This is a genomic window from Sphingomonas arantia (assembly GCF_042682045.1).
GTDB classification, from domain to species: domain Bacteria; phylum Pseudomonadota; class Alphaproteobacteria; order Sphingomonadales; family Sphingomonadaceae; genus Sphingomonas_R; species Sphingomonas_R arantia.
This window is the reverse complement of sequence record NZ_JBHUGS010000003.1, coordinates 77,187-96,537: the sequence shown is the minus strand read 5'-3', so window position 1 is coordinate 96,537 and position 19,351 is coordinate 77,187. Positions and strand designations below refer to the sequence as shown.

18 protein-coding genes are annotated in these 19,351 nt (G+C 65.4%); 11 read left to right on the top strand and 7 right to left on the bottom strand.

From position 1 onward, the window contains the following. The first annotated feature begins 35 nt into the window (after nucleotides 1-35). Nucleotides 36-1,487 (top strand): hypothetical protein, encoded by a 1,452-nt coding sequence (locus ACFSGX_RS11960; protein WP_380930181.1) that lies wholly within the window; start codon nucleotides 36-38, stop codon nucleotides 1,485-1,487. Nucleotides 1,488-1,567: 80 nt separating this feature from the next. Beyond that, nucleotides 1,568-2,902 (top strand): TniQ family protein, encoded by a 1,335-nt coding sequence (locus ACFSGX_RS11955; protein WP_380930180.1) that lies wholly within the window; start codon nucleotides 1,568-1,570, stop codon nucleotides 2,900-2,902. A gap of 100 nt (nucleotides 2,903-3,002) precedes the next feature. Here the strand turns inward: ACFSGX_RS11955 and ACFSGX_RS11950 are convergent, their stop codons facing one another. The 3 genes from ACFSGX_RS11950 to ACFSGX_RS11940 all read right to left on the bottom strand — a co-directional run bounded on the left by ACFSGX_RS11950 (nucleotide 3,003) and on the right by ACFSGX_RS11940 (nucleotide 5,756). Beyond that, a complete protein-coding gene (locus ACFSGX_RS11950; protein WP_380930179.1) occupies nucleotides 3,003-4,076 on the bottom strand; it encodes a serine hydrolase domain-containing protein in 1,074 nt (357 codons plus the stop codon). 11 nt (nucleotides 4,077-4,087) lie between these two features. Then, nucleotides 4,088-4,930 carry a helix-turn-helix transcriptional regulator gene (locus ACFSGX_RS11945; RefSeq protein WP_380930178.1) on the bottom strand — a complete coding sequence of 281 codons (843 nt, stop codon included), beginning with the start codon at nucleotides 4,928-4,930 and terminating at the stop codon, nucleotides 4,088-4,090. A 70-nt stretch (nucleotides 4,931-5,000) separates the two neighbouring features. Continuing rightward, entirely contained in the window at nucleotides 5,001-5,756 is a 756-nt protein-coding gene (locus ACFSGX_RS11940; RefSeq protein WP_380930177.1) for a DeoR/GlpR family DNA-binding transcription regulator, read from the bottom strand. Between the two features lie 111 nt (nucleotides 5,757-5,867). Between ACFSGX_RS11940 and ACFSGX_RS11935 the strand changes: the two genes are divergently transcribed. The 8 genes from ACFSGX_RS11935 (at nucleotide 5,868) to ACFSGX_RS11900 (ending at nucleotide 11,954) form a co-directional block, all read left to right on the top strand. Then, a complete protein-coding gene (locus tag ACFSGX_RS11935) occupies nucleotides 5,868-6,521 on the top strand; it encodes an NUDIX domain-containing protein (RefSeq protein WP_380930175.1) in 654 nt (217 codons plus the stop codon). Beyond that, nucleotides 6,518-7,402: a DUF3829 domain-containing protein gene (locus tag ACFSGX_RS11930; RefSeq protein WP_380930174.1), complete on the top strand. Its 885-nt coding sequence runs from the start codon at nucleotides 6,518-6,520 to the stop codon at nucleotides 7,400-7,402. The genes ACFSGX_RS11935 and ACFSGX_RS11930 overlap by 4 nt, the downstream gene beginning before the upstream one ends. Before the next feature lie 99 nt (nucleotides 7,403-7,501). After that, nucleotides 7,502-7,672, top strand: a complete 171-nt coding sequence (locus ACFSGX_RS11925) for a hypothetical protein (protein ID WP_380930173.1) — start codon at nucleotides 7,502-7,504, stop codon at nucleotides 7,670-7,672. 34 nt (nucleotides 7,673-7,706) lie between these two features. After that, complete coding sequence (locus ACFSGX_RS11920) at nucleotides 7,707-8,081, top strand: GFA family protein (protein ID WP_380930172.1); 375 nt, start codon at nucleotides 7,707-7,709, stop codon at nucleotides 8,079-8,081. A 108-nt stretch (nucleotides 8,082-8,189) separates the two neighbouring features. Next, on the top strand, nucleotides 8,190-9,335 hold the full coding sequence (locus tag ACFSGX_RS11915; protein ID WP_380930171.1) for an acyltransferase family protein: 1,146 nt from the start codon (nucleotides 8,190-8,192) through the stop codon (nucleotides 9,333-9,335). 69 nt (nucleotides 9,336-9,404) lie between these two features. Further along, nucleotides 9,405-10,205 carry an MlaE family ABC transporter permease gene (locus ACFSGX_RS11910; RefSeq protein ID WP_380930170.1) on the top strand — a complete coding sequence of 267 codons (801 nt, stop codon included), beginning with the start codon at nucleotides 9,405-9,407 and terminating at the stop codon, nucleotides 10,203-10,205. Next, nucleotides 10,202-10,960, top strand: a complete 759-nt coding sequence (locus tag ACFSGX_RS11905) for an ABC transporter ATP-binding protein (protein ID WP_157176419.1) — start codon at nucleotides 10,202-10,204, stop codon at nucleotides 10,958-10,960. Before ACFSGX_RS11910 ends, ACFSGX_RS11905 begins: the two co-directional genes overlap by 4 nt. Before the next feature lie 97 nt (nucleotides 10,961-11,057). Beyond that, nucleotides 11,058-11,954 carry an iron-containing redox enzyme family protein gene (locus tag ACFSGX_RS11900; RefSeq protein WP_380930169.1) on the top strand — a complete coding sequence of 299 codons (897 nt, stop codon included), beginning with the start codon at nucleotides 11,058-11,060 and terminating at the stop codon, nucleotides 11,952-11,954. A 3-nt stretch (nucleotides 11,955-11,957) separates the two neighbouring features. Here ACFSGX_RS11900 and ACFSGX_RS11895 read toward each other — a convergent pair whose 3' ends face one another. The 4 genes from ACFSGX_RS11895 to ACFSGX_RS11880 form a co-directional block, all read right to left on the bottom strand. Next, complete coding sequence (locus tag ACFSGX_RS11895) at nucleotides 11,958-12,935, bottom strand: 2OG-Fe(II) oxygenase (RefSeq protein WP_380930167.1); 978 nt, start codon at nucleotides 12,933-12,935, stop codon at nucleotides 11,958-11,960. 67 nt (nucleotides 12,936-13,002) lie between these two features. Beyond that, the gene (locus tag ACFSGX_RS11890) at nucleotides 13,003-16,128 is read right to left on the bottom strand and encodes a TonB-dependent receptor domain-containing protein (RefSeq protein WP_380930771.1); all 3,126 of its coding nucleotides are present in this window, start codon (nucleotides 16,126-16,128) and stop codon (nucleotides 13,003-13,005) included. A gap of 234 nt (nucleotides 16,129-16,362) precedes the next feature. Then, nucleotides 16,363-17,535 (bottom strand): acetyl-CoA C-acetyltransferase, encoded by a 1,173-nt coding sequence (locus ACFSGX_RS11885; RefSeq protein ID WP_380930165.1) that lies wholly within the window; start codon nucleotides 17,533-17,535, stop codon nucleotides 16,363-16,365. 35 nt (nucleotides 17,536-17,570) lie between these two features. After that, complete coding sequence (locus tag ACFSGX_RS11880) at nucleotides 17,571-18,587, bottom strand: alpha/beta hydrolase (RefSeq protein WP_380930164.1); 1,017 nt, start codon at nucleotides 18,585-18,587, stop codon at nucleotides 17,571-17,573. Nucleotides 18,588-18,678: 91 nt separating this feature from the next. On the opposite strand from ACFSGX_RS11880, the gene phaR reads away from it, so the two are divergent. Beyond that, nucleotides 18,679-19,269, top strand: a complete 591-nt coding sequence (gene phaR / locus ACFSGX_RS11875; protein ID WP_380930162.1) for a polyhydroxyalkanoate synthesis repressor PhaR — start codon at nucleotides 18,679-18,681, stop codon at nucleotides 19,267-19,269. Nucleotides 19,270-19,351 lie beyond the last annotated feature (82 nt).

Here is a 19,351-nt window from a genome sequence, read left to right as displayed (position 1 = left end):
TAAGTGGATCGGGGAATGATACGAATACTGATAGCATGGCCGTGAACCTCCGGGACGATCCCGAGTGGCTTCAGATTCCGCTTGCTAAGCGGGAGGTCGCCCTCATGCGTTACAAGATATTACGGGCTTATGATCTGAAAAAGGAACCGACGACCGCGGATGCAACTGCCGCTGCGGCCGAACTCGGCATCCACCTACGCAGTTTTTACTTTATACTGCGCAGCTGGCGCAACGAAGAGCGGTCGATTTTCGCGCTGATACCGTATCGCACGAATAACAAGACACCTCGGCCCTCGAGACTCGACACAGCTGTCGCTGATCATTTGCGCGAAAGCGTCCGAGCTCTACTTGTGGAAGATCAATCGATTGCCCCTGCGAAGGCTGTGCGTTTTATCGAAGAGGCGTGGCCGGATAGGCTCCTACGGCCTAGCGGCATCACCATCAGGGTCTTCATGAACCGGATGATGGGGGTGATCCCGGCTGTGCCAGGTTCTCGCCGTCTTCGTTTTTCCTCGTCGGCGGGCGATGAAGTGCAGACGGCTTCTCGCTTTGGCGAAGTGATCATCATCGACCATACGGCACCTGCTCGCCTCCTGCTCGACGGCGAGCCCGCCACAACGCCGACGGTGACTCTCGTGATCGACCTCTTCACTGGAGTGCCGATCGGAGCGGCGGTCAGCAGAAAGGAGCCGGGTCCCGAAGCGGTACTCGACGCGCTTGCCGATGCGTCGGAACGCTTGGAGGAACTCGGCGGGGAGGGCGTCGTGCAGCCACGAATTATCTACGCCAGTGCGACGTCGCCTGAATGGACTTCGCTTCGCGAAGGTTTGAGGGCGGGCGGCTTGGACCTCGTTGAGCAGCGCGGCCACCGCTTGAGTTATGGGGCGGCGACGAAGCGTTTCATCGGAAACAAGCTTAGCAGCGTCATGCTGCAGGCGTCGAAGGCTGGGCAATCTGCTTCTGATCCCGTTGATACAAAGGAGAATGCCCTACTCACGGGAAAGCAAATGAAGTTCGTTATCGACAGCGCAATCAATCGCTTGATGAAGGATCGGCTGTCGGAACTTAATGGTGGTCACGGCGTAAAACTACTGCTTCCGGAATGGCTGTCTTCGCGAGGGGGGCTCAGATCCCGGACTAGGCCGCTGGTCGATCTGACGTGCAAGCGGCGAGAGCAGAGTCAGGAGAAGCCACCCGCCTCAACGGCACCGTCGCGGACAGGACTCAAACATGCGAGCCAATCCGTCGATCGGGAGTTCAGGCGCACCCTCTATAATGTTGTTGACGACGTTGTGGGGGGGCTGCTCGACCACGCAGAGGTGCATGAGCCAGCAACGATCTTACCGGGATGGCTGGTGCAGGTGGTGATAACGGACACCCGCTTCATCCCTGAGATTTGGCTGGGCTTGGCTCGCAAGGCGATCGAAATCGCCGAGATGCAGGGAAAGCGGGTGCGATTCGAGGTCAATGTCACTAGTAAGGGCTGAGGCGTCAGCCTGGTCGTGGAAGTGGTGCACCTGTCCGGCCGATTACGATGTTACGGCACTAAGGCTGGTTAGGGTTGTTAATGCGGCGGATCGCTAGAGAGTCATTTCTGATTGATATTCAACCAGACGAACTGGTGTACTCGGTTGTTGCGCGCCTATGCGAGGCTCGTCAGATTCAACCCACACAGTTCAACGAAAAGTATCTTGGCTCTCGAGTTACTAGCGTTAGCCACGACGTTCCTCCTCGAATCGCACAACTTGCAGCGCTAGTGCCAAACGCCGACGCCCGGTCGCTGATCGAAAACCACACCCTCCTGCCGTTCTTGGCTGCAACGATGCATCAGCAGCGCCGCCGCCAGGTTGTGGATGACATAGCCGAAGGCAAAGCATACTTTTTTTTCATGTCATTCTCGCGCACCACGCCGCGCGCAACACTACTCCGATACTGCCTGACCTGCGATTTTGAGAATCGCGAGCGTTACGGCTTTGCCTATTGGGACCGTCGCCACCAGTTGCCCACCAGCTTGGTATGTGGCCGACACCGTACGCCCCTGCTTATCAGTCCTATTTCTACAGGAACTAGACGCAAGGCAGGATATATGACGGCCGGCAACTGGGGAGGAGAACGGCCAACGCTTGTTCCTGACTGGCAAGGACCCAGATTGGACCGGTGCGTTCGTCTCGCTCAACTTGGCTATAAGATGCTGAATGCCACGTATGATGAGCCGCGGACAGTTGGAGCACTGCGAGAAATCGCGGTCCGCGCCGGCTATGGCATAGCTACTCGCAACACCATCGCCATGTCTCGACTTACCGAGGACCTAGAAAAGCGCGACGCCTTCCTCCACCGGCTATGGCCAAACCTCGGTCCGACGATGAGGATGCCCTTCAGCTGGGTCGCTCCACACCTGACGTCGTCCAGAGAACTGCATCACAAACCCGCTTTCACGTGGGCCGTGCTAAAAACCTTCTTTGAGACAAATCAGCAACGGGATCATTCCGATGTTGACGTCGAGGTGCCCTGGGATGGCGTAATGCTCGAGGAAGCCAATTTACACCTCGACGCTCGCCTGTCGGAGGACGACTTAGTCGCCAGGACCACTGAAGCCGCGGCAGCGATCAGGGAGAGAAGACCGGAGCAGCGTGTCACGCGCTCAGAAATTTATCGCCAAGCGCCAATTATCGGAAAGCGGCGGAGTCTTCCTGGCGTGGCCAACGCAATCGAGACAAGTAGCGAAACGGCGGAACAGTTTGAACGTAGGCGGATACAACGTGGCATCCAACAGCTGCTGCGCGAGGGCGGTAACCTGACAGTAAACGGCGTGCGAGTGATTACCAAGGCCTACAAAAAGGATCTGATCCGCCAGGAGATCGATGCCGTACTTCAGAACGGGCACGAACATCCTCAGGGTTAGCCAGAGACCGAAGCATCAAGGGCTACCGGGTGTCAGCACTTTCTAGCCTTCAGGCTCCTGGAGTGTCAGCACTTTCCGCTTCGCGGACACGATGCCATACTCAGTTGCGGCAGGAGATGACCGTGTCACTACACATTAAAGGATTACCACGGCGGCGGCGATCCGCCGACAGGATGGCCTTCAGGATCGCCTCCGAGCGTCGTTGTCCGTAGCCGCGGCCATAGGCGCTCGACGTGATCGCAACGACCATGTGGCGGCCCGGGACGACATAGATCTTGTTGCCGCCGTTGCCCGATGCGAACGAGACCGGGACCGGCGCGCCCGCGATCTGCAGCACTTTCGAATACCAGAAATAGCCGTAGCCGTCGGCATAAGGGTCGCTGTCGGAGATGGTGACCTTGGGCGCGAGGGCGTCCCGTATCCATCCCGCGCTCACGATCCGGCGCCCGCGGTACAGGCCGCCTCCCCGCACCAGCTCGCCGATCGTCGCGAAATCGCGGGTCGTCAGCGAGAGATTGCCCTGGCCCTTGGTATAGCCGGCGGCATCCGATGCCCAGGCCCAGCCGCGGATACCGAGCGGATCGAACAGCGACGTGCGGGCGAAATCGGCCATCGACCGCCCGGTCGCCTTCGCAACGACGACACCGGCGGCGTAGGCCGTCGCGGAGTTGTAGCGATATCGCGATCCCGGCGGGTCGTCGCGCGGGATCGAACGGAGGAATGCGAGTGGATCTGGCGCGGCATCGAGCTTGTCCTCGTTCCCCGGTGATGCGGCACCCTCATCGAACGCGGCGAGGCCGGATCGCATCGTCAGGACATCCCGGATGGCAACGTCGCCGATCGCGCTGCCCTTCGCCTCGGGCCAATAGGTCGCGACCGCGTCGGTCACGTTGTATATCGTACCGCGGTCGATCGCGATGCCGACGAGCAGTGCGGTGACGCTCTTTCCGGCGGAGCGGACGTCATGGAGGTTGCCGGCCGCTTCGCCGTTATAATAGCGTTCCGCGACGACCCGGCCATCGCGAAGCACGACGACCCCACGCAGATCGGGATGTTCGTCACGATCGAACGCAGCAAGAGCCCTGTCGAGAGCGGGATCGGCCGGCGGCGCGGGCGCCGCGGCGGACAATGCGACGGCGCAGAGCGCGATGATGACGGCTTTGACTGAGACCATTGGCCGGGTTCCTAGAAGGGTTCGGCGGGTCCCTGCCGCACATCCGCGCCCGCGTCTTGTATCCGCGCAACATGCCGCGATCGACGCCACTGGGCGGGCGTGATGTCGAGCCGCGAGCGGAACGCTCGGGTCAGGTGCGCTTGATCGGCAAAGCCGGCCGAATGGGCGACGTCGGCGAGCGAGGCGACACCCCGTCCGAGCATCGCGGCGGCCCGTTCCAGGCGCCGCCCGCGGAGATAGTCGCCGGGGGCGCAGCCGAGGAAGCGGCGGAACACGCGGGCCAGATGGACCGGATGCACGCCGACCTCGGCGGCGACCGACCCGACGGAGAGTTCGGGGAGGTCGCAGGTGAAGATCATCTCGACGGCGCGGGAGAGCCAGGCCGGCGGGTGCGCTGTCGTCCGCGCTTCGTCGGACGACAGCGGCAACGCGATGCCGTGGAGTTGCAGGGCGCGGGCCTCCAGCCCGAACGCTGTGGCCGCATCGATCCGGTCCGCGATGTCGCAGGCGAGGCGATAGGCGTATGGATCGCGCATGCAGCGCGCCGCGGCCTCGGCACCTGTCCCGCCGGAGATGGCCAGGAAACGACCCCTGCCGGCGTGGAACCGGTCCCGATGCGTCGTGCCGGGGGGATTGTAGATCAAGACGGGCGTATCGGACACCAGCGGCGCACCCGACGCGGAGGACATATAGCCCCCGGCGAGCACCAGGACGAAATGCGCCTCGTCATGCGTGTGTCGCCGGACTTCGTCCTCGGGGGCGTTCGCGGTGAGCACATGGAAGCTGAAGCCACCTGCCTGCCGGCCGTTCGGGCCGCTGCCCCAGAAATCCGTTCTTGCCCGTTTCAGAACCATGGCGCGCCCTTGCACCAACCGCGGTCGTCGCGCCATCCGGGGTTGGATTTGCACGAGCGGCCTCGCCTCGTCAGCCTTCGATGATATGGATCGACGTCGATCGGAAGGGCTGGAGCAGTGCGTCGGGCAGGCTGGATTCGGTCACGAGCGTCGTGATCTCCGCGAGCGGCAGGATGCGGTACGGGGAGGCGGCGCCGAGTTTCTCACGCGTCGCCAGGACGATCGTCTCGGCCGATTGGCGGGCGATCAGCCGCTTGACGGCGGCGTCCTCGCCATCGCCGGTGGTCGCGCCCGTTTCGGGATGGAGCCCCGTTACGCCCAGATAAAAGGCATCGATGCGGATCCGCGAGATCGCCTCCGCCGCCGCCGCGCCGACCGCGACCACCGAATGCTTGAACAGGTGCCCGCCGATCAACTCGACCGCGACCCGCGGGTGCCGCGCCAGTTCGACCGCGATGCTCGGGCTATGGGTGACAACGGTCGCGGTGAGGTCGTCGGGGAGCTGGCGGGCGAGCTGCACGTTCGTCGTGCCGCCGTCGAGGAAGATGATCTGCCCCGGCCGGATCAGGCGGGCCGCGGTGCGGGCGAGCGCGGCCTTGGCCGCCGATGCCGCCCCCTGGCGCACCGTGAAATCCGCTACGGCGGGGGACGCGGGCAGCGCCCCGCCGTGAACGCGTTGCAGGACGCCCTCGGCCGCAAGCTCGCGCAGGTCGCGGCGGATCGTGTCTTCCGACACGCCCATTTCCACGCTGAAGGCCTTGGCGACCAGCCGGCCATCGCGGCGGAGCACCTCCCGTATGCGGGCCTTGCGTTCGGTGGTCAGCATCGATGCGCCCTCATCTGCACGTTATTTCTTGACTCTGCACGGTATTGCACGAATTAAGCCGCACATTCGAGCGCGGCGTCGTCGTCGCTCATCGCCGCACGAGGTTCGACCATGGGTATCGCCCACCGCATCCGCGTAGAGGACGTCACGGTCCTTTCCAACGACTGGTACGTCCTGAAGAAGACGACCTTTTCGTTCCAGCGCAGCGACGGGAGCTGGCAACGGCAATCGCGTGAAACCTACGACCGGGGAAACGGTGCGACCATCCTGCTGTACGATCCGGACCGCCGCACGGTCATCCTGACCCGCCAGTTCCGCTATCCGACCTTCGTCAACGGGCATGACGACCTGCTGATCGAGGCGCCTGCAGGGTTGCTCGACCGGGCGGACCCCGAGACGCGCATTCGGGCGGAGACGGAGGAGGAGACCGGTTTCCGGCTGCACGACGTGCGCACGATCTTCGATGCGTTCATGAGCCCGGGGTCGGTCACCGAGCGGCTGCACTTCTTCGTCGCCGCGTATCGGCCCGACGACCGGATCTCCGCGGGTGGCGGGAACGCGGCCGAGGGCGAAGATATCGCGGTGCTCGAACTGGGCATCGACGAGGCGCTGGCGATGATCGCGTCCGGCGGGATCCGCGACGGCAAGACGATCATGCTGCTGCACTATGCGGCGCTGAACCTGTTCCCGGTGGCGCGCGCCGGCGACAATCCCGATCCGGTCGGGGATCAAGACCTGCAGAAACACAATCAGGAGCATCCATGACGTCTTCGAAAATCGCCGCCTTCCTGATCTGCGCAGCGAGCCTCTGTGTCGGCGGATGTGACGGGATCGCCCCGACCCGCGGTAACGGGCAGGGTAGCGCCACGTCCAGCGTCGCCGGCGATGCGGACCAGCTCGACGCCTATATCGGGGCGCATAACCGGCTGGTCGGGCCGTTCGGCTTCTACGAGCGGGCCAATTATTACCGCGAGGCCGATGTCGCGCATGCATCCACCGACAACCAGTTCATCGTCGGTGACGGTTCGATCGAGCGGGGCATCGAGCAGCTGACGGAGGCCCGCGCGATGTCCGGCGCACCCGCCGATCTCAACGCGGCCGCCGATGCGCTGATCAAGTCGATGACCAGGGTGCGGGCGCACTTGGCGGAACTCGAATCCTATTACACCAGCAAGGCGTATCTGGACGACAAGCTGGCCCGCGGGCGCAAGGAAGACCCGCAGATGCTCGCCGAGATCGAAGCGGCGGACGCGGATCTGACGCGGTTCAGCGACCTGATCGATCGCAACATGGACAAGCGTGAGGCGGCGATGCTCGAGACGCTGAAGGCCAAGGGGGCGTTGCTTGAGTATAACAGCCGGCTCGCGATGTCCCACGGCAGGGCGCTGATGACGTTGTTCAAGGGATCGGAGGGGCGTGACGCGTCGCTGTTCCCGCGTGCCGATGCGGAAGTCGCGATCATCCAGAAAGCGATCGCCGCCGCACATGCCGAGGCGGCCAAGGCGGGCGAAAAGGACCCGGCCGAACTGGACTCCCTCTCGTCGATGCTGGGCAGCTATCGGTCCTTCAAGCAGAACGGCCGGCCCGCCGACGCGCGGCAGATGCTGGAGAGTTACAACAACGCGGTGCAGAGCGCGAACCGCTGACCTGGCGCCGAGCGGGGGGCGTCCCGGCAGGGTGATCCCTGTGACGCATGTCGATTGGCGGCTCCCCCTTATGCCTTGCTTCCTGTAATGCCGGGCGACATGAGCGCGGTCCTGGCAGTTCTGGCAATCCTGGCGCTGGCGTGGTTCCTACAATCGCGGTCGAAGCGGCGGCGCAGGCGCGACGTCGATGGCGACGGCGGCGGTTGGGACTGGTGGTCCGGCGACGGGTCCGATGACGGATCGGGTGGTTCGGACGGGGGCGGGGACTGAGCCGCGCGTTGCGGTGGTGCTTGAAGTTGGGGACATGCGGATGTTGGTCGAGGGTGGGTGCCATTGCGGGCTGGTGCGGTTCGAGGCGTCGGTGCCGGACGCGGTCGAGGTGCTCGACTGCAACTGCTCGATCTGCGCGATGACCGGGTATCTCCACCTGATCGTGCCGGAGAGCAAGTTCCGGCTGGTCGACGGGCAGCGCGATACGACGACGTACCGGTTCGGATCGGGCAAGGCGCGGCACATCTTCTGCACGCAATGCGGGATCAAGAGCTTCTACCGCCCGCGGTCGCATCCGGACGCGATCAGCGTGAACCTGCGCTGCCTGGACGAGGACCATGGACTGTCCGTGACGACGGTGCCGTTCGACGGGCGCGATTGGGACAAGGCGCGGGCGAAGCTCGGATAACGATCGGTCCGGATGTTGCGGGCGTGATCGGGGCCACTGCCAAATCGGGATGGGCACGGACCACCGCGCGATGCAGACCGGCGCGGACGCCGGGAGGGTCGCGCCGTGATGACCATGCCTGGATTGCGACAGGGCGGCACGACCGCCGAGCGTGAGGCGCCCGCCACTCATTTCCCGGCGGTGCAGGCGATCCGTGGTCTCGCCGCGGTGATGGTGGTGCTGCACCACATGTTTGCGGGCGGGCATCTGAGTGCGCTTGGCGGGCAGTTACCGGCGTTCGTGCGGGTCGCGATCGGTTATGGCTGGGCCGGGGTACCGGTGTTTTTCGCGTTGAGCGGTTTCGTCATCGCGCATTCGCTGGAGGGCAAGCGGATCGACCTGCGGTTCGTCGGCACGTTCGTGTTGCGCCGGTCGATCCGGCTCGATCCGCCCTACTGGGCGTCGATCGCCCTGCTGTTGGCGCTCGGGGTCGTCGCCGCGCTGGCGACCGGGGGGGAGCCCGATCCGGTGTCGTGGTGGCAGCTGGTCACCCACCTGACCTACACGCAGCTGTTCGCGGGCGTGCCGCACCTGGGCGGGGTCTACTGGACGCTGACCTACGAGGTGCAGTTCTATCTGGTGCTCGTGCTGGCGATGCTGGGCATCCAGGCGCTGGCGCAGCGGCTGGGGGCGGGGGCCGCGACGGGGATCGGTTATGGGGTGATGTTGGGGGTGGCGCTCGTTTGGGGGGTCGAGGCGTTCGCGCCGCGCCTGCACCCGGCGCTGTTCACGACGTTCTGGGCGTCGTTCTTCGTGGGTGTGCTGAGCTGTCAGGCGCGCACGCGGGGCTGGGCGCGCGCGGCGCTGGCGGTTCTGGTCGTCGTGCTGCTGATCGGCGGATCGGCCCATGCGCGGTTCAGCGCGGTGACGGCGTTGCTGTTGCTCGCGGTGACGACGGGGGCGGGCGGGACGTGGCTTGCGCTGTCCGCGCTGCAACGGCTCGGTGCGGTGTCGTACAGCCTGTACCTGACGCACAATCCCGTGTCGGGGGCCGCGTTCTTCCTGTTGCGCAGGGCGATGCCGGGCGGGGCGGCGGTCGAGGCGGTGCATCTGATGATCGCGAGCCTCGCATGCCTGGCGGTGGCATGGCTGTTCTGGCGGTTGATCGAGGTGCCGGCGCAGGCCGTTGCGCGTGCGGTGCAAAGCCGGCCGTCGGCGGCGGCGACGCGGGCGCGCGACCGTCCACGGGCACCGGAACCGATCGCGGACGGCTGACGACCCGCTCCGGCGCGGCCGTTCAAAGCGCTTGCCCATCCGCACCTCCCGCCGCTATCAGCGGCGGGAATGAGCGTGCGGGCAATCGGTGTGGCGGGGATCGCCTTCTTCGCTTCGGTCGGACGGCTGGTGATGGCGTTGTTCGCGGGTGTCGGCCGCGTGGCGCGGTTCGGGTTCGAAACGATCGTCCGCGGGCTGACCCCGCCATATTATCCCGGCCGGCTGCTGGAGCAGATGCTGCACCTCGGCTGGTTCTCGCTGCCGGTGGTCGGGCTGACCGCGATCTTCACCGGCGCCGCGCTGGCGCAGCAGATCTATACCGCCGGTTCGCGGTTCAGCGCGCAGTCGACCGTGCCGGCCGTCGTGGTGATCGGCATGGTGCGCGAACTGGGTCCCGTGCTGGTCGGCCTGATGGTTGCGGGCCGCGTGTCCTCGTCGATGGCGGCCGAACTCGGCACGATGCGCGTGACCGAGCAGATGGACGCGATGACGACGCTGCGGACCGATCCGTACCGCTATCTGCTTGCCCCGCGGTTGTTCGCAGCAGTGATCACGATGCCGCTGCTGGTGCTGGTCGCCAACGCGATCGGGATCATGGGCGGCTATCTGCTGGCGGTCCACAAGCTGGGGTTCAACGCGGCGAACTACCTCACGATGACGCGCAAGTTCATCAGCGCGGACGATTTCCAGATGGCGCTGGCCAAGGCGGCGGTGTTCGGTTTCTTCATTGCATTGATGGGTTGTTACCATGGGTTCCGGACCGAGGGCGGGGCGGCCGGCGTGGGGCGCGCGACGACCGATGCGGTTGTGTCCGCGTTCATCCTGATCCTGTCGTCCAACCTGATCATCACCGTGATGGCATTCGGATGAGCGCCGGCCCGAAGATCGTCCTGGACCGCGTGACCAAGCGGTTCGGTGAGCGCGCCATCCTGAACGGTGTCGACCTGTCGATCGAGGCGGGCGAGTCGCTGGCGATCATCGGCCAGTCGGGCAGCGGCAAATCGGTGACGCTGAAGTGCATCCTGGGGCTGATCCAGCCCGATGCCGGATCGATCCTGGTCGACGGTGAGTCCGTGATCGGCCTGCGCGGCAAGGATCAGGAGCGGGTGCGCGCCAAGTTCGGCATGCTGTTCCAGGGATCGGCGCTGTTCGATTCACTACCGGTGTGGCGCAACGTGACGTTCGGGCTGACGCAGGGCCGGTCGCGCGACACGGCGCACATGAAGAAGGTGGCCGAGGAGAATCTCGAACGCGTCGGGCTGGACGGGAAGATCCTGAACCTGCGGCCGAACGAGTTGTCGGGCGGCATGCAGAAGCGCGTCGCGCTGGCCCGCGCGATCGCGCCGCGGCCGGAGATCATCTTCTTCGACGAACCGACGACGGGGCTCGACCCGATCCGCGCCGACGTGATCAACGACCTGATCGTCAGCCTGGTTGAGGATCTGGGCGTAACGGCGCTGACCATCACGCACGACATGGCGTCCGCGCGCAAGATCGCGCACCGCGTGGCGATGCTGTACGACGGGCGGATCATCTGGGAGGGGCCACAGGATCGGTTGTACGATTCCGGCAACCCCTATGTGGACCAGTTCGTGCAGGGCAGGGCGGACGGCCCGATCCGGTAACAACGGCGACCGGTTTCGCGTTGATCCAAGTGAATCGACGGAACATGCGCGCCGTTCAACCGCTCATCGTCCATATTCGACCGATTGGATGATGAAGATGGCCTCCAGACCACTGGTGGACGGCGGTGCGCGTGCGTCCCAATTCCTGACCGATAGTTTCCAGCGTGGGCTCGCGCACTGGAACCGAGAGCGACTCGAGCCTGCAATGCCGTCTGCCGACTGGCAGGAGACGCTCGACCGCGACACGCGCATGTTGCGCCTCGAAGGCGGGTTTATCGAGGAACTGCGCGCCGAGGTTGCGGCGGAAGCGGCGGCGGTGCCGACCGACGTCGAGGGCTTCATCGCGTGGTTCGAGGGTCTCGAGGCGACCGGTCCGGGGCAACATGATCCGCTGTTCGACTGGCTGGCCGAGACGGCGACGCGCGATGAACTGCGCTGGTTTTTCGAGCAGGAAGCGGCGGGTGAGGCCGGGTTCGACGATCTCGTTGCCTATACGCAGGTGAAGCTGCCCGCGCGGGCAAAGCTGGAACTGGCGCGGAACTACTGGGACGAGATGGGCCGCGGCAACCTGAAGGGCATGCATGGCCCAATGCTGGATGCGCTGGTCGAGACGCTGGCGGTCAACCCGGTGATCGAGACGACGATCTGGGAAAGCCTAGCGCTGGCCAACGCGATGACCGCTATGGCGACGACGCGGCGTTACGCCTGGCACAGCGTCGGCGCGCTGGGGGTGATCGAACTGACCGCACCGGCGCGGTCGGGTTTGACCGCCAAGGGTCTGCGCCGGATCGGATTGAACGACCGCGAGCGGCGGTATTTCGACCTGCATGCGGTGCTCGACATCAAGCACAGCGCGGACTGGAACCGCGAGGCGGTGCGTCCGCTGGTCAGCGAAGACCCGCGTCGTGCGACGGCGATGGCGGAAGGTGCATTGATGCGCCTGCGGTGCGGCGCGCGTTGCTTCGCGCGCTATCGCGAGACGCTTTGGGGTTGAGGGTCAGGCAGGGACCCCGGCCCATGGGTCGAATGGTTCCTGCCGGATCCAGCGGGTACAGAGCCATTTGACGCCAGCTTCGATCGGTAGCCCGGCGTGGATGGTGGCGGGATCCGGGCTCCCGTCGTCTGTCAGGTTACGGAACAGCAGCGCATCGCCCGGCCTTCCCTTCACTTTCAGGTCGAGGCGCGGGAACAGCGTTTCGCCGCCATGGTATTGATCGTTGAGATAGATCAGCATTGTCCAGCCGCGTTGGTTCAAGACGGCCGGGAGCGTATCGAGGTGCGGCTTGAATTGCTGGCCTTTGCCGTAGCGCAATATCGTCAGCGCTTCGCCTTGGGCGACGTCCGTGCCGCTGGCGGTTGCGATCCGACGATTGATCGCGCGAATGACGAGGTCTTCCCGGGTGGGGCCGATCACCGCTTCGTCCGCCACACGGATAGGGTTAGGAATGGTGCGACCGGTGCGCGGGTCGGCAACCAGCGCCGGTGCGAGCAGGTCCTGCGCCGCCAGAGCGATGTGACGGCATTCCGCAGCGGACAGGAAACTGGGAAACCGCCGGACGTCCGGTTTTTCGTAGAGAACTTCTGCGGACGGCGACGCGAGCGGCAAGCCAGACGGGTCAAGCTTCATTGCCTGAACCAGCCGCAGATGGTCAGCGGCGAGCGGATCGCCTGCCGCAGCCCGTTCCAGCAGCGCGAGGGCGGCCGGCCAATCGGCAGGCGCACCGCCGCCATTGGCCGTCAGCGCAACCTCCATCAGGGCGGCGTCGACATGGCCGATCGCCACCGCTGAAGTCAGGTAACGGCGAGCTGCCTGTAGGTTGCGCGGCAGCGGGTCGCCGATCAGATGCCAGGTCGCCAGCCGAAAATGCGCGGCCGCATCGCCAGCAGCGGCGGCCTGCCGAACGATGTCCACGGCGGCGTCCGGTTGCCCGCTGGTCAGCAGGGCATCGACGCGGTCGAGAGGAGATGTGTCCATTGCCGAAACTGAAACGAAAAGGGCCGGGGGATCAACCCCGGCCCTTCCGTTTAGGGTATCGTCGCGATCAGAACTTCGCGACGAAGCCTGTGTAGAGGTAACGCCCGCGGACGTCGTAGATGCCGGAACCGGCACCGACACCGGTCAGGCCGAACGGCGGCAGACGATCGGTGATGTTGTCGATACCGAGATAGACGTTGAACCGGTCGCTGACTTCCGCGTCGAAGCGAATGTCGTGGTAGAACACGTTGCCGTAGGAGCGGACGTCGGCATAATCCTCGTTCTCCGGCGGGCGGCCCTGCAGGGAATTCAGATCCTCGTAGGTGTTGAGCACCTGACGACCGATCCAGCGACCCTGATAGCCGAGCGTGAACGTGCCGACCTTCAGGCTGGTGTTGACGTTGATCCGGTTCTTCGGATCGTTCAACTGACCAAGGATCTGGTCCGCCCGGCCCGGATCGGCCGGATTCAGGAACTGATCGCGCTGCAGCGTATGCGTCCAGACGGCGCGGAAGCTGGCGGTGCCGAAGCCGAGATTACGACGATACGAAATCTCCGAGTCGATGCCGCGTGCCTTGAGCTTCGCGTAGTTGAGGACCGTCTGCTGAAGCGAACCCTGCAGGATCTGGTAGGGGACCTCGTCCTGCGGGCCGGCCCCGGTGCCGTTACGGGTGAACAGGCCGCAGAACTGGTTGTTGATGTCCGCAGCGTCGTAGCAGGCGTTCATGATCTGCTGCGCCGACGGCGCGGTGATCACGTCGTCCACCGTGATGTCGAAATAGTCGACGGAGATGGACAGGCCCGGAATGAAGCGCGGGGTGAGGACGCCGCCGACGGTGTAGTTGTCGGACTTCTCCTCGGTCAGCGCGGTGTTGCCGCCGGAAACGAGCTCGATCGACGATGTGTAGACGAAGTCGTAGTTGGCCGGGACCCCGGCCGCCGCGCAATTGGCCGCACGCGTGGTGGAACCCGTGCCGATGTTGCGCGCCGAGCAGGGATCGTTCGGTGCAGGCGCAAAGTTCTGGCTCTGCGCCGAATAGAGGTCGGACAGGTTCGGTGCGCGGACGGCGCGGTTATAGGATGCCCGGAACCGGATATCCTCGATCGGACGCCAGGACACTTCGCCGCTGTACGAGTAGGTGGTGCCGGTGGAGCCCTTGTAGTCCGAGATGCGACCCGATCCGGTCAGCGTCAGTTCCTGGAAGAACGGCACGTCCTTGAGGAGCGGGATCGAGATCTCGCCGAACGCTTCCTTCACTTCGAACGCCGGTGCGGTGAAGGTCGGGATGGCGTTGTAGAACGCGTAACCGGCCTGCGTCAGGTCATCGAGGTCATACTCGACACGCTCGCGACGATATTCGCCGCCGATCGAGAAACCGACCGGACCGCCGGGCAGGGTGAACAGCTTGCCGAGGTTGCCGGCGACGAAGCCGTTGGCGACGAACTGCTTGATCTTACCGTTGGCGCTCGAGTTGACGAGCAGATAGTTCTTCGCGGCCTGGGTGACGGAACCGTCGCCGAACGGGTTGAGCGGAACGCAGGCCGCGATGTCGGCGGCCAGGATCGCTGCGCCTTCGATGTACGGCACGGTTGCGGCAGGGTTCAGCTGCGACCGGCAGACGATGTTGCCGGCCGCGTTGCGGACCGAGTCGACCGCCAGCACGTAGCGCTGTACGTTCACGTTGGACTGGATCAGGTTCTTTTCACGATGCTCGCCGTAGTTGGCGGAGATTTCGTAGTTCCAGTCATCGTTGAAATCACCGCGGACGCCGACGACGGCACGGTAGGTTTCGCGGCGGATCTTCTCGTCGCGAATGCCAAGGTCGAGCCAGTTGCGGCGGACGCCGAAGCGGAACGAGCCGTTGGCGATCGCCGTACGCTGCGCCGCGAGCTGTGCCGGCGTGAGCGCGGCACCAGTGTTGGCGTTGACGGTTGTGGCGAGCAGCTGCGGCACCAACACGGCGCGAGCCTGGTCGGTCAGGTAGGGGTTGTCGAGGCGGATGCGCTCACGCCCGCCCGGATCGCCCACGGTTGCGCCCTGCGAGAAGAACGGACCGCTCTGCGACCCGAAGGCTTCCGAGCGGACATACTTCGCTTCAATGAAGGGAACGAAAGCGGGTGAGACCTCGAAATGGCCGATCACGTTCGCGGAGTAGCGGTCGAGCTGCGGCGTGAGCGTCAGCAGTTCGCCTTCGCGGCCGATATAGCCGTTCCCGCCGAGGAAGCTGCCGTTCGGACCGAGGCCGACGCGCGTACCGGTCTGTGCCTGAAGCGTGCCGTCCGGCTGGAACAGCGAGGTGCAGGTGAACGCAGCACCGAGGACGTCGCGACCGCATGCAGCGGAGGCCGCCGACTGGAAGATGCCAACCTGGCCGCCGGTCGAGATCGTGGTGGAGCGGATGTCACGCAGGAAGACGCGATCCGGGTTGCCGTCCGACCCGTTGACCGAACCGGCGGGATCGGTGTCGACCACGACGAATGCGTTGCTCTGGCGCAGGCCGCGACCGCCGGAACCGAAATACCGGTCCTGACGTGCATATTCCAGATTGACCGCGATGTTGCCGCGGCCGTCCGCGAAGTTCTTGCCAGCGAGCGCCGAGACATATTGGCTGCCCGCGTCGCCGCGGCTGGCGAGGCCGCCCTGGCCACGGATCTGGAAGCCCTCATAGTCCTGCTTCAGGACGAAGTTGACCACACCCGCGATCGCGTCCGACCCGTAGATCGACGAACCGCCGCCGGTGATCAGATCGACGCGTTCGATCAGGTCGGTTGGGAAAGTATTCGTGTCCGGCGAAACGGCATTGACGAGCACGTCGCCACCGACGTGACGACGACCGTTCACCAGCACCAGAGTCCGCTGCGTACCGAGGCCGCGCAGATCGAGCAGGTTGATACCGCGGGTGCCGAGGTTGACGGTCGAATTCTGTTGGCTGAACGAGTTGCGGAGCTGTGGAAGCTCGTTCAAGACGTCGCCGATCGAAACCTTACCGGTTTCGAAGAACTCGGTACCCGACACGGTCGTAATCGGCGCGTTCGATTCGAGGTTAGGGCGCCGAATACGGCTTCCCGTAACGATAATCGAATCGCTGGCCGGGGTTGTTTCTTCAGCGACCTGCTCGTTTGGTTCCGGAGTCGGGGCTGTAGTCGGTGCTGCAACGTCCTGCGCATATGCGGCAGCCGACGAGATCAACATAGAACCGGCTAGGGCGCTTGCCGCCAGCAGTCGAATCTTAACCATGATTTCCCCTGTTCATGACGCATACATGCATCGAATGGGGCCATCATGTCCGAACGACGCCAGCGGACAAACTGTTAATCGAGCGTTCAGCGGCGGAAAGACCGGATTGTGGCCCGGTGTCTCCAACTTGCAACAGAAGAGTCAGTAGGACGACACAAATGGTCGCATGCTGTTACATTCGTGTAATTATCAGCGCTCCACGCAAACCGCGATGCCCATGCCGCCGCCGATGCAGAGCGTGGCGAGGCCCTTCTTCGCGTCGCGGCGGCCCATTTCGTGGAGCAGCGTGGTGAGGACGCGTGCGCCGGATGCGCCGATCGGGTGGCCGAGCGCGATCGCGCCGCCGTTGACGTTGACGCGTTCCGGATCCCAGCCGAGTTCGCGGCCGACGGCGAGTGCCTGTGCGGCGAACGCCTCGTTCGCTTCGATCAGGTCGAGGTCGGCGATCTGCCAGCCGGCCTTTTCGAGGGCGCGGCGCGTGGCCGGGACCGGGCCGATGCCCATGATCGACGGATCGACGCCGGCCGACGCCCAACTGGCGAGGCGGGCGAGGATCGGCGCGCCGCGGCGTTCCGCCTCCTCGCGCGACATCAGGACGAGGGCCGCGGCACCGTCGTTCAGGCCGGATGCGTTGGCGGCGGTGACGGTGCCGTCCTTGCGGAAGGCGGGGCGGAGGCCGGCGATGCCCTCGATCGTGGCACCGGCGCGGATATACTCGTCTTGGTCGACGACGGTGTCGCCCTTGCGGCCCTTGATCGTGACGGGCGCGATCTCGTCGGCGAAGCGGCCGGCGCTGCGGGCGGCCTCGGCCAGGTTCTGCGAGCGGACGGCGAAGCGGTCCTGCTCCTCGCGCCCGAGCTGATACTGCTCGGCAAGATTCTCGGCGGTGATGCCCATGTGGTAGTGGTTGAACGCGTCGGTCAGGCCGTCCTTGATCATGGTGTCGACCAGTTCGACCGCGCCCATCTTCGTGCCGGCACGCAGGGCCTGCGCATGGTTGGCGAGCGACATGCTTTCCTGCCCACCCGCGACGACGATGCGGCTGTCACCGCAGGCGATCGCCTGCGCCGCGAGCGCGATGGCGCGGAGGCCCGAGCCGCAGACCTGATTGACGCCCCAGGCGGGGACTTCCTTCGGGCAGCCGGCGGCCATCGAGGCCTGGCGCGCGGGGTTCTGGCCTTGGGCAGCGGTCAGGACCTGACCGAGGATGACTTCGGACACTTCATCGGGCGCGACGCCGGCGGATTCGAGCGCGGCGACGATCGCGGTGCGGCCGAGTTCGTGCGCGGGGACCGCGGCGAAGGCGCCGAGGAAGCTGCCGACCGCGGTGCGGCGCGCGGCGGTGATCACGATATCGGACATGCATCTCTCCGTTCAGATTATTCCACGCCCGTCTATCAGCCGGCGGCCGGGTGTAAAAGCCAGTCGCGCAGCGGTTGCCAGAGCCGTTCGGGACCCTGGCGACCGACGACCATGCCGACATGGCCGAGATCGAGCGTCAGCCGGGCGGCGTGGGGCAGCCGGTTCGACAGCGCGGAGGCGGCGGGGACGATCCGGTCGCTGGTCGAGACGATGTCGAGGATCGGGCAGGCGATGCTGGCCGGATCGACGGGGCGGCCGGCGAGGGTCCAGAGCCCGCGGCCGGGCAGGTCGTCGCGGAACAGGGCCTCGAACAAATCTCGCCCGGCGGCGAGTGCGAGCGGCGGGCCGTCGTTCGCCCAGTCCTCCAGCCCGACATGCGCGGCGATGTCTGGGCGGGTCGCGAAATCGACGAACCGCGCGACGGTGCGGGCGGGATCGAGCTGCCAGAACACCGCCTGCAACAGCTCCATCGGCAGCAGGCCGAGCCGGCGGGTGGCGGGGGCAGCGTCGGTCCAGAGCCTGGCGAGGCCGGCGCGCGAGTCATCGGGGAAGCCGGCGAACGACCAGGGGGCGGCGAGCAGCGCGAGTGCCGACACCGGGCGCGCTGCGGCGGCGGCGATCGCCATCGTGCCGCCGAGGCAGTAGCCGACGAGTGCGGGCGGGGTGTTGCGCCTGTCCAGCGCGTGCGCCGCGTCCAGGAGCGGGAGGAGCATCCGTTCGACATGGGCGGCGATGGTCTGGTCCGCGTTCTCGGGAGTGGGCATGCCCCAGTCGACGAGCATCGGGCGGAGGCCTTGCGTTGCCAGCCAGCGGAGCAGCGAGCGGTCGGGCGCGAGATCGAGCACCGAGGGCGGATTGATGAGCGAGGGCACGAACACGACGGTCGGGGCGCCGGACGAGCCGCCATAGTCGCGCAGCACGGCGCGGCCGGCGCGGGCGATGATGGGGGCAGGGGGGCGCGCGGTGGGTCTCGGTGCCTGCTGGTAACGGCGGAGGCCGGCGAGTGCGGCGGTCAGCCGATCGGGGGCATCCGCCGTTTCGCGGCGCACCATTTCGAGGAACAACGGCAGGGGGCGGGGCCTGTGTTGCGACGCCGCATCTTTCGGTGCTACCGATGGGTTTTCGGGGGCGAAGGAAACGGGCATGGGCAAGTCTTCGGGTGGTTCGGGCGTCGTCATTATCAAGAAATACGCGAACCGGCGTCTCTATGACACCGACTCTTCCAGCTACATCACGCTGGAACATCTGGCGGTGATGACCCGGGCCGGTCGCGAGTTCAAGGTCATCGACGCCAAGTCCGAGGAAGACATCACCCACAACGTGCTGACCCAGATCATCATGGAGGAGGAGACCCGCGGGCAGACGATGCTGCCGGTCGGGTTCCTGCGCCAGTTGATCGGCCTGTACGGCGACAACATGCAGTCGATGGTGCCGCAATATCTGGAAGCGTCGATGGACGCGTTCAAGCGCAACCAGTTGCAGTTCCGGTCCGCGATGGAGGGCGCGTTTTCGGGCGGCCCGTTCGCGGAGATCGCCAAGCGCAACCTGGAGATGTTCGAGGCGGCGGCGAGTGCGTTCAAGCCGCCGCTGGTGCCGGGCGGGCCGTTGGGGACCGAACCGGCCGCATCGAACGGCGCCGATCCGGTCGTGCCGGCGGTGGTGAAGGACGAGATCGCGGCGCTGAAGGAACAGGTGGCGGCGTTGCAGGCACGGATCGACACGCACCGCGACTGATGCCGGGCCGGGGGGCCGATATTACAGGCGCCCGATTTGGAAGATCGGCGTTGTGCGCCTATATCCCGTGCCGGATGCGGTC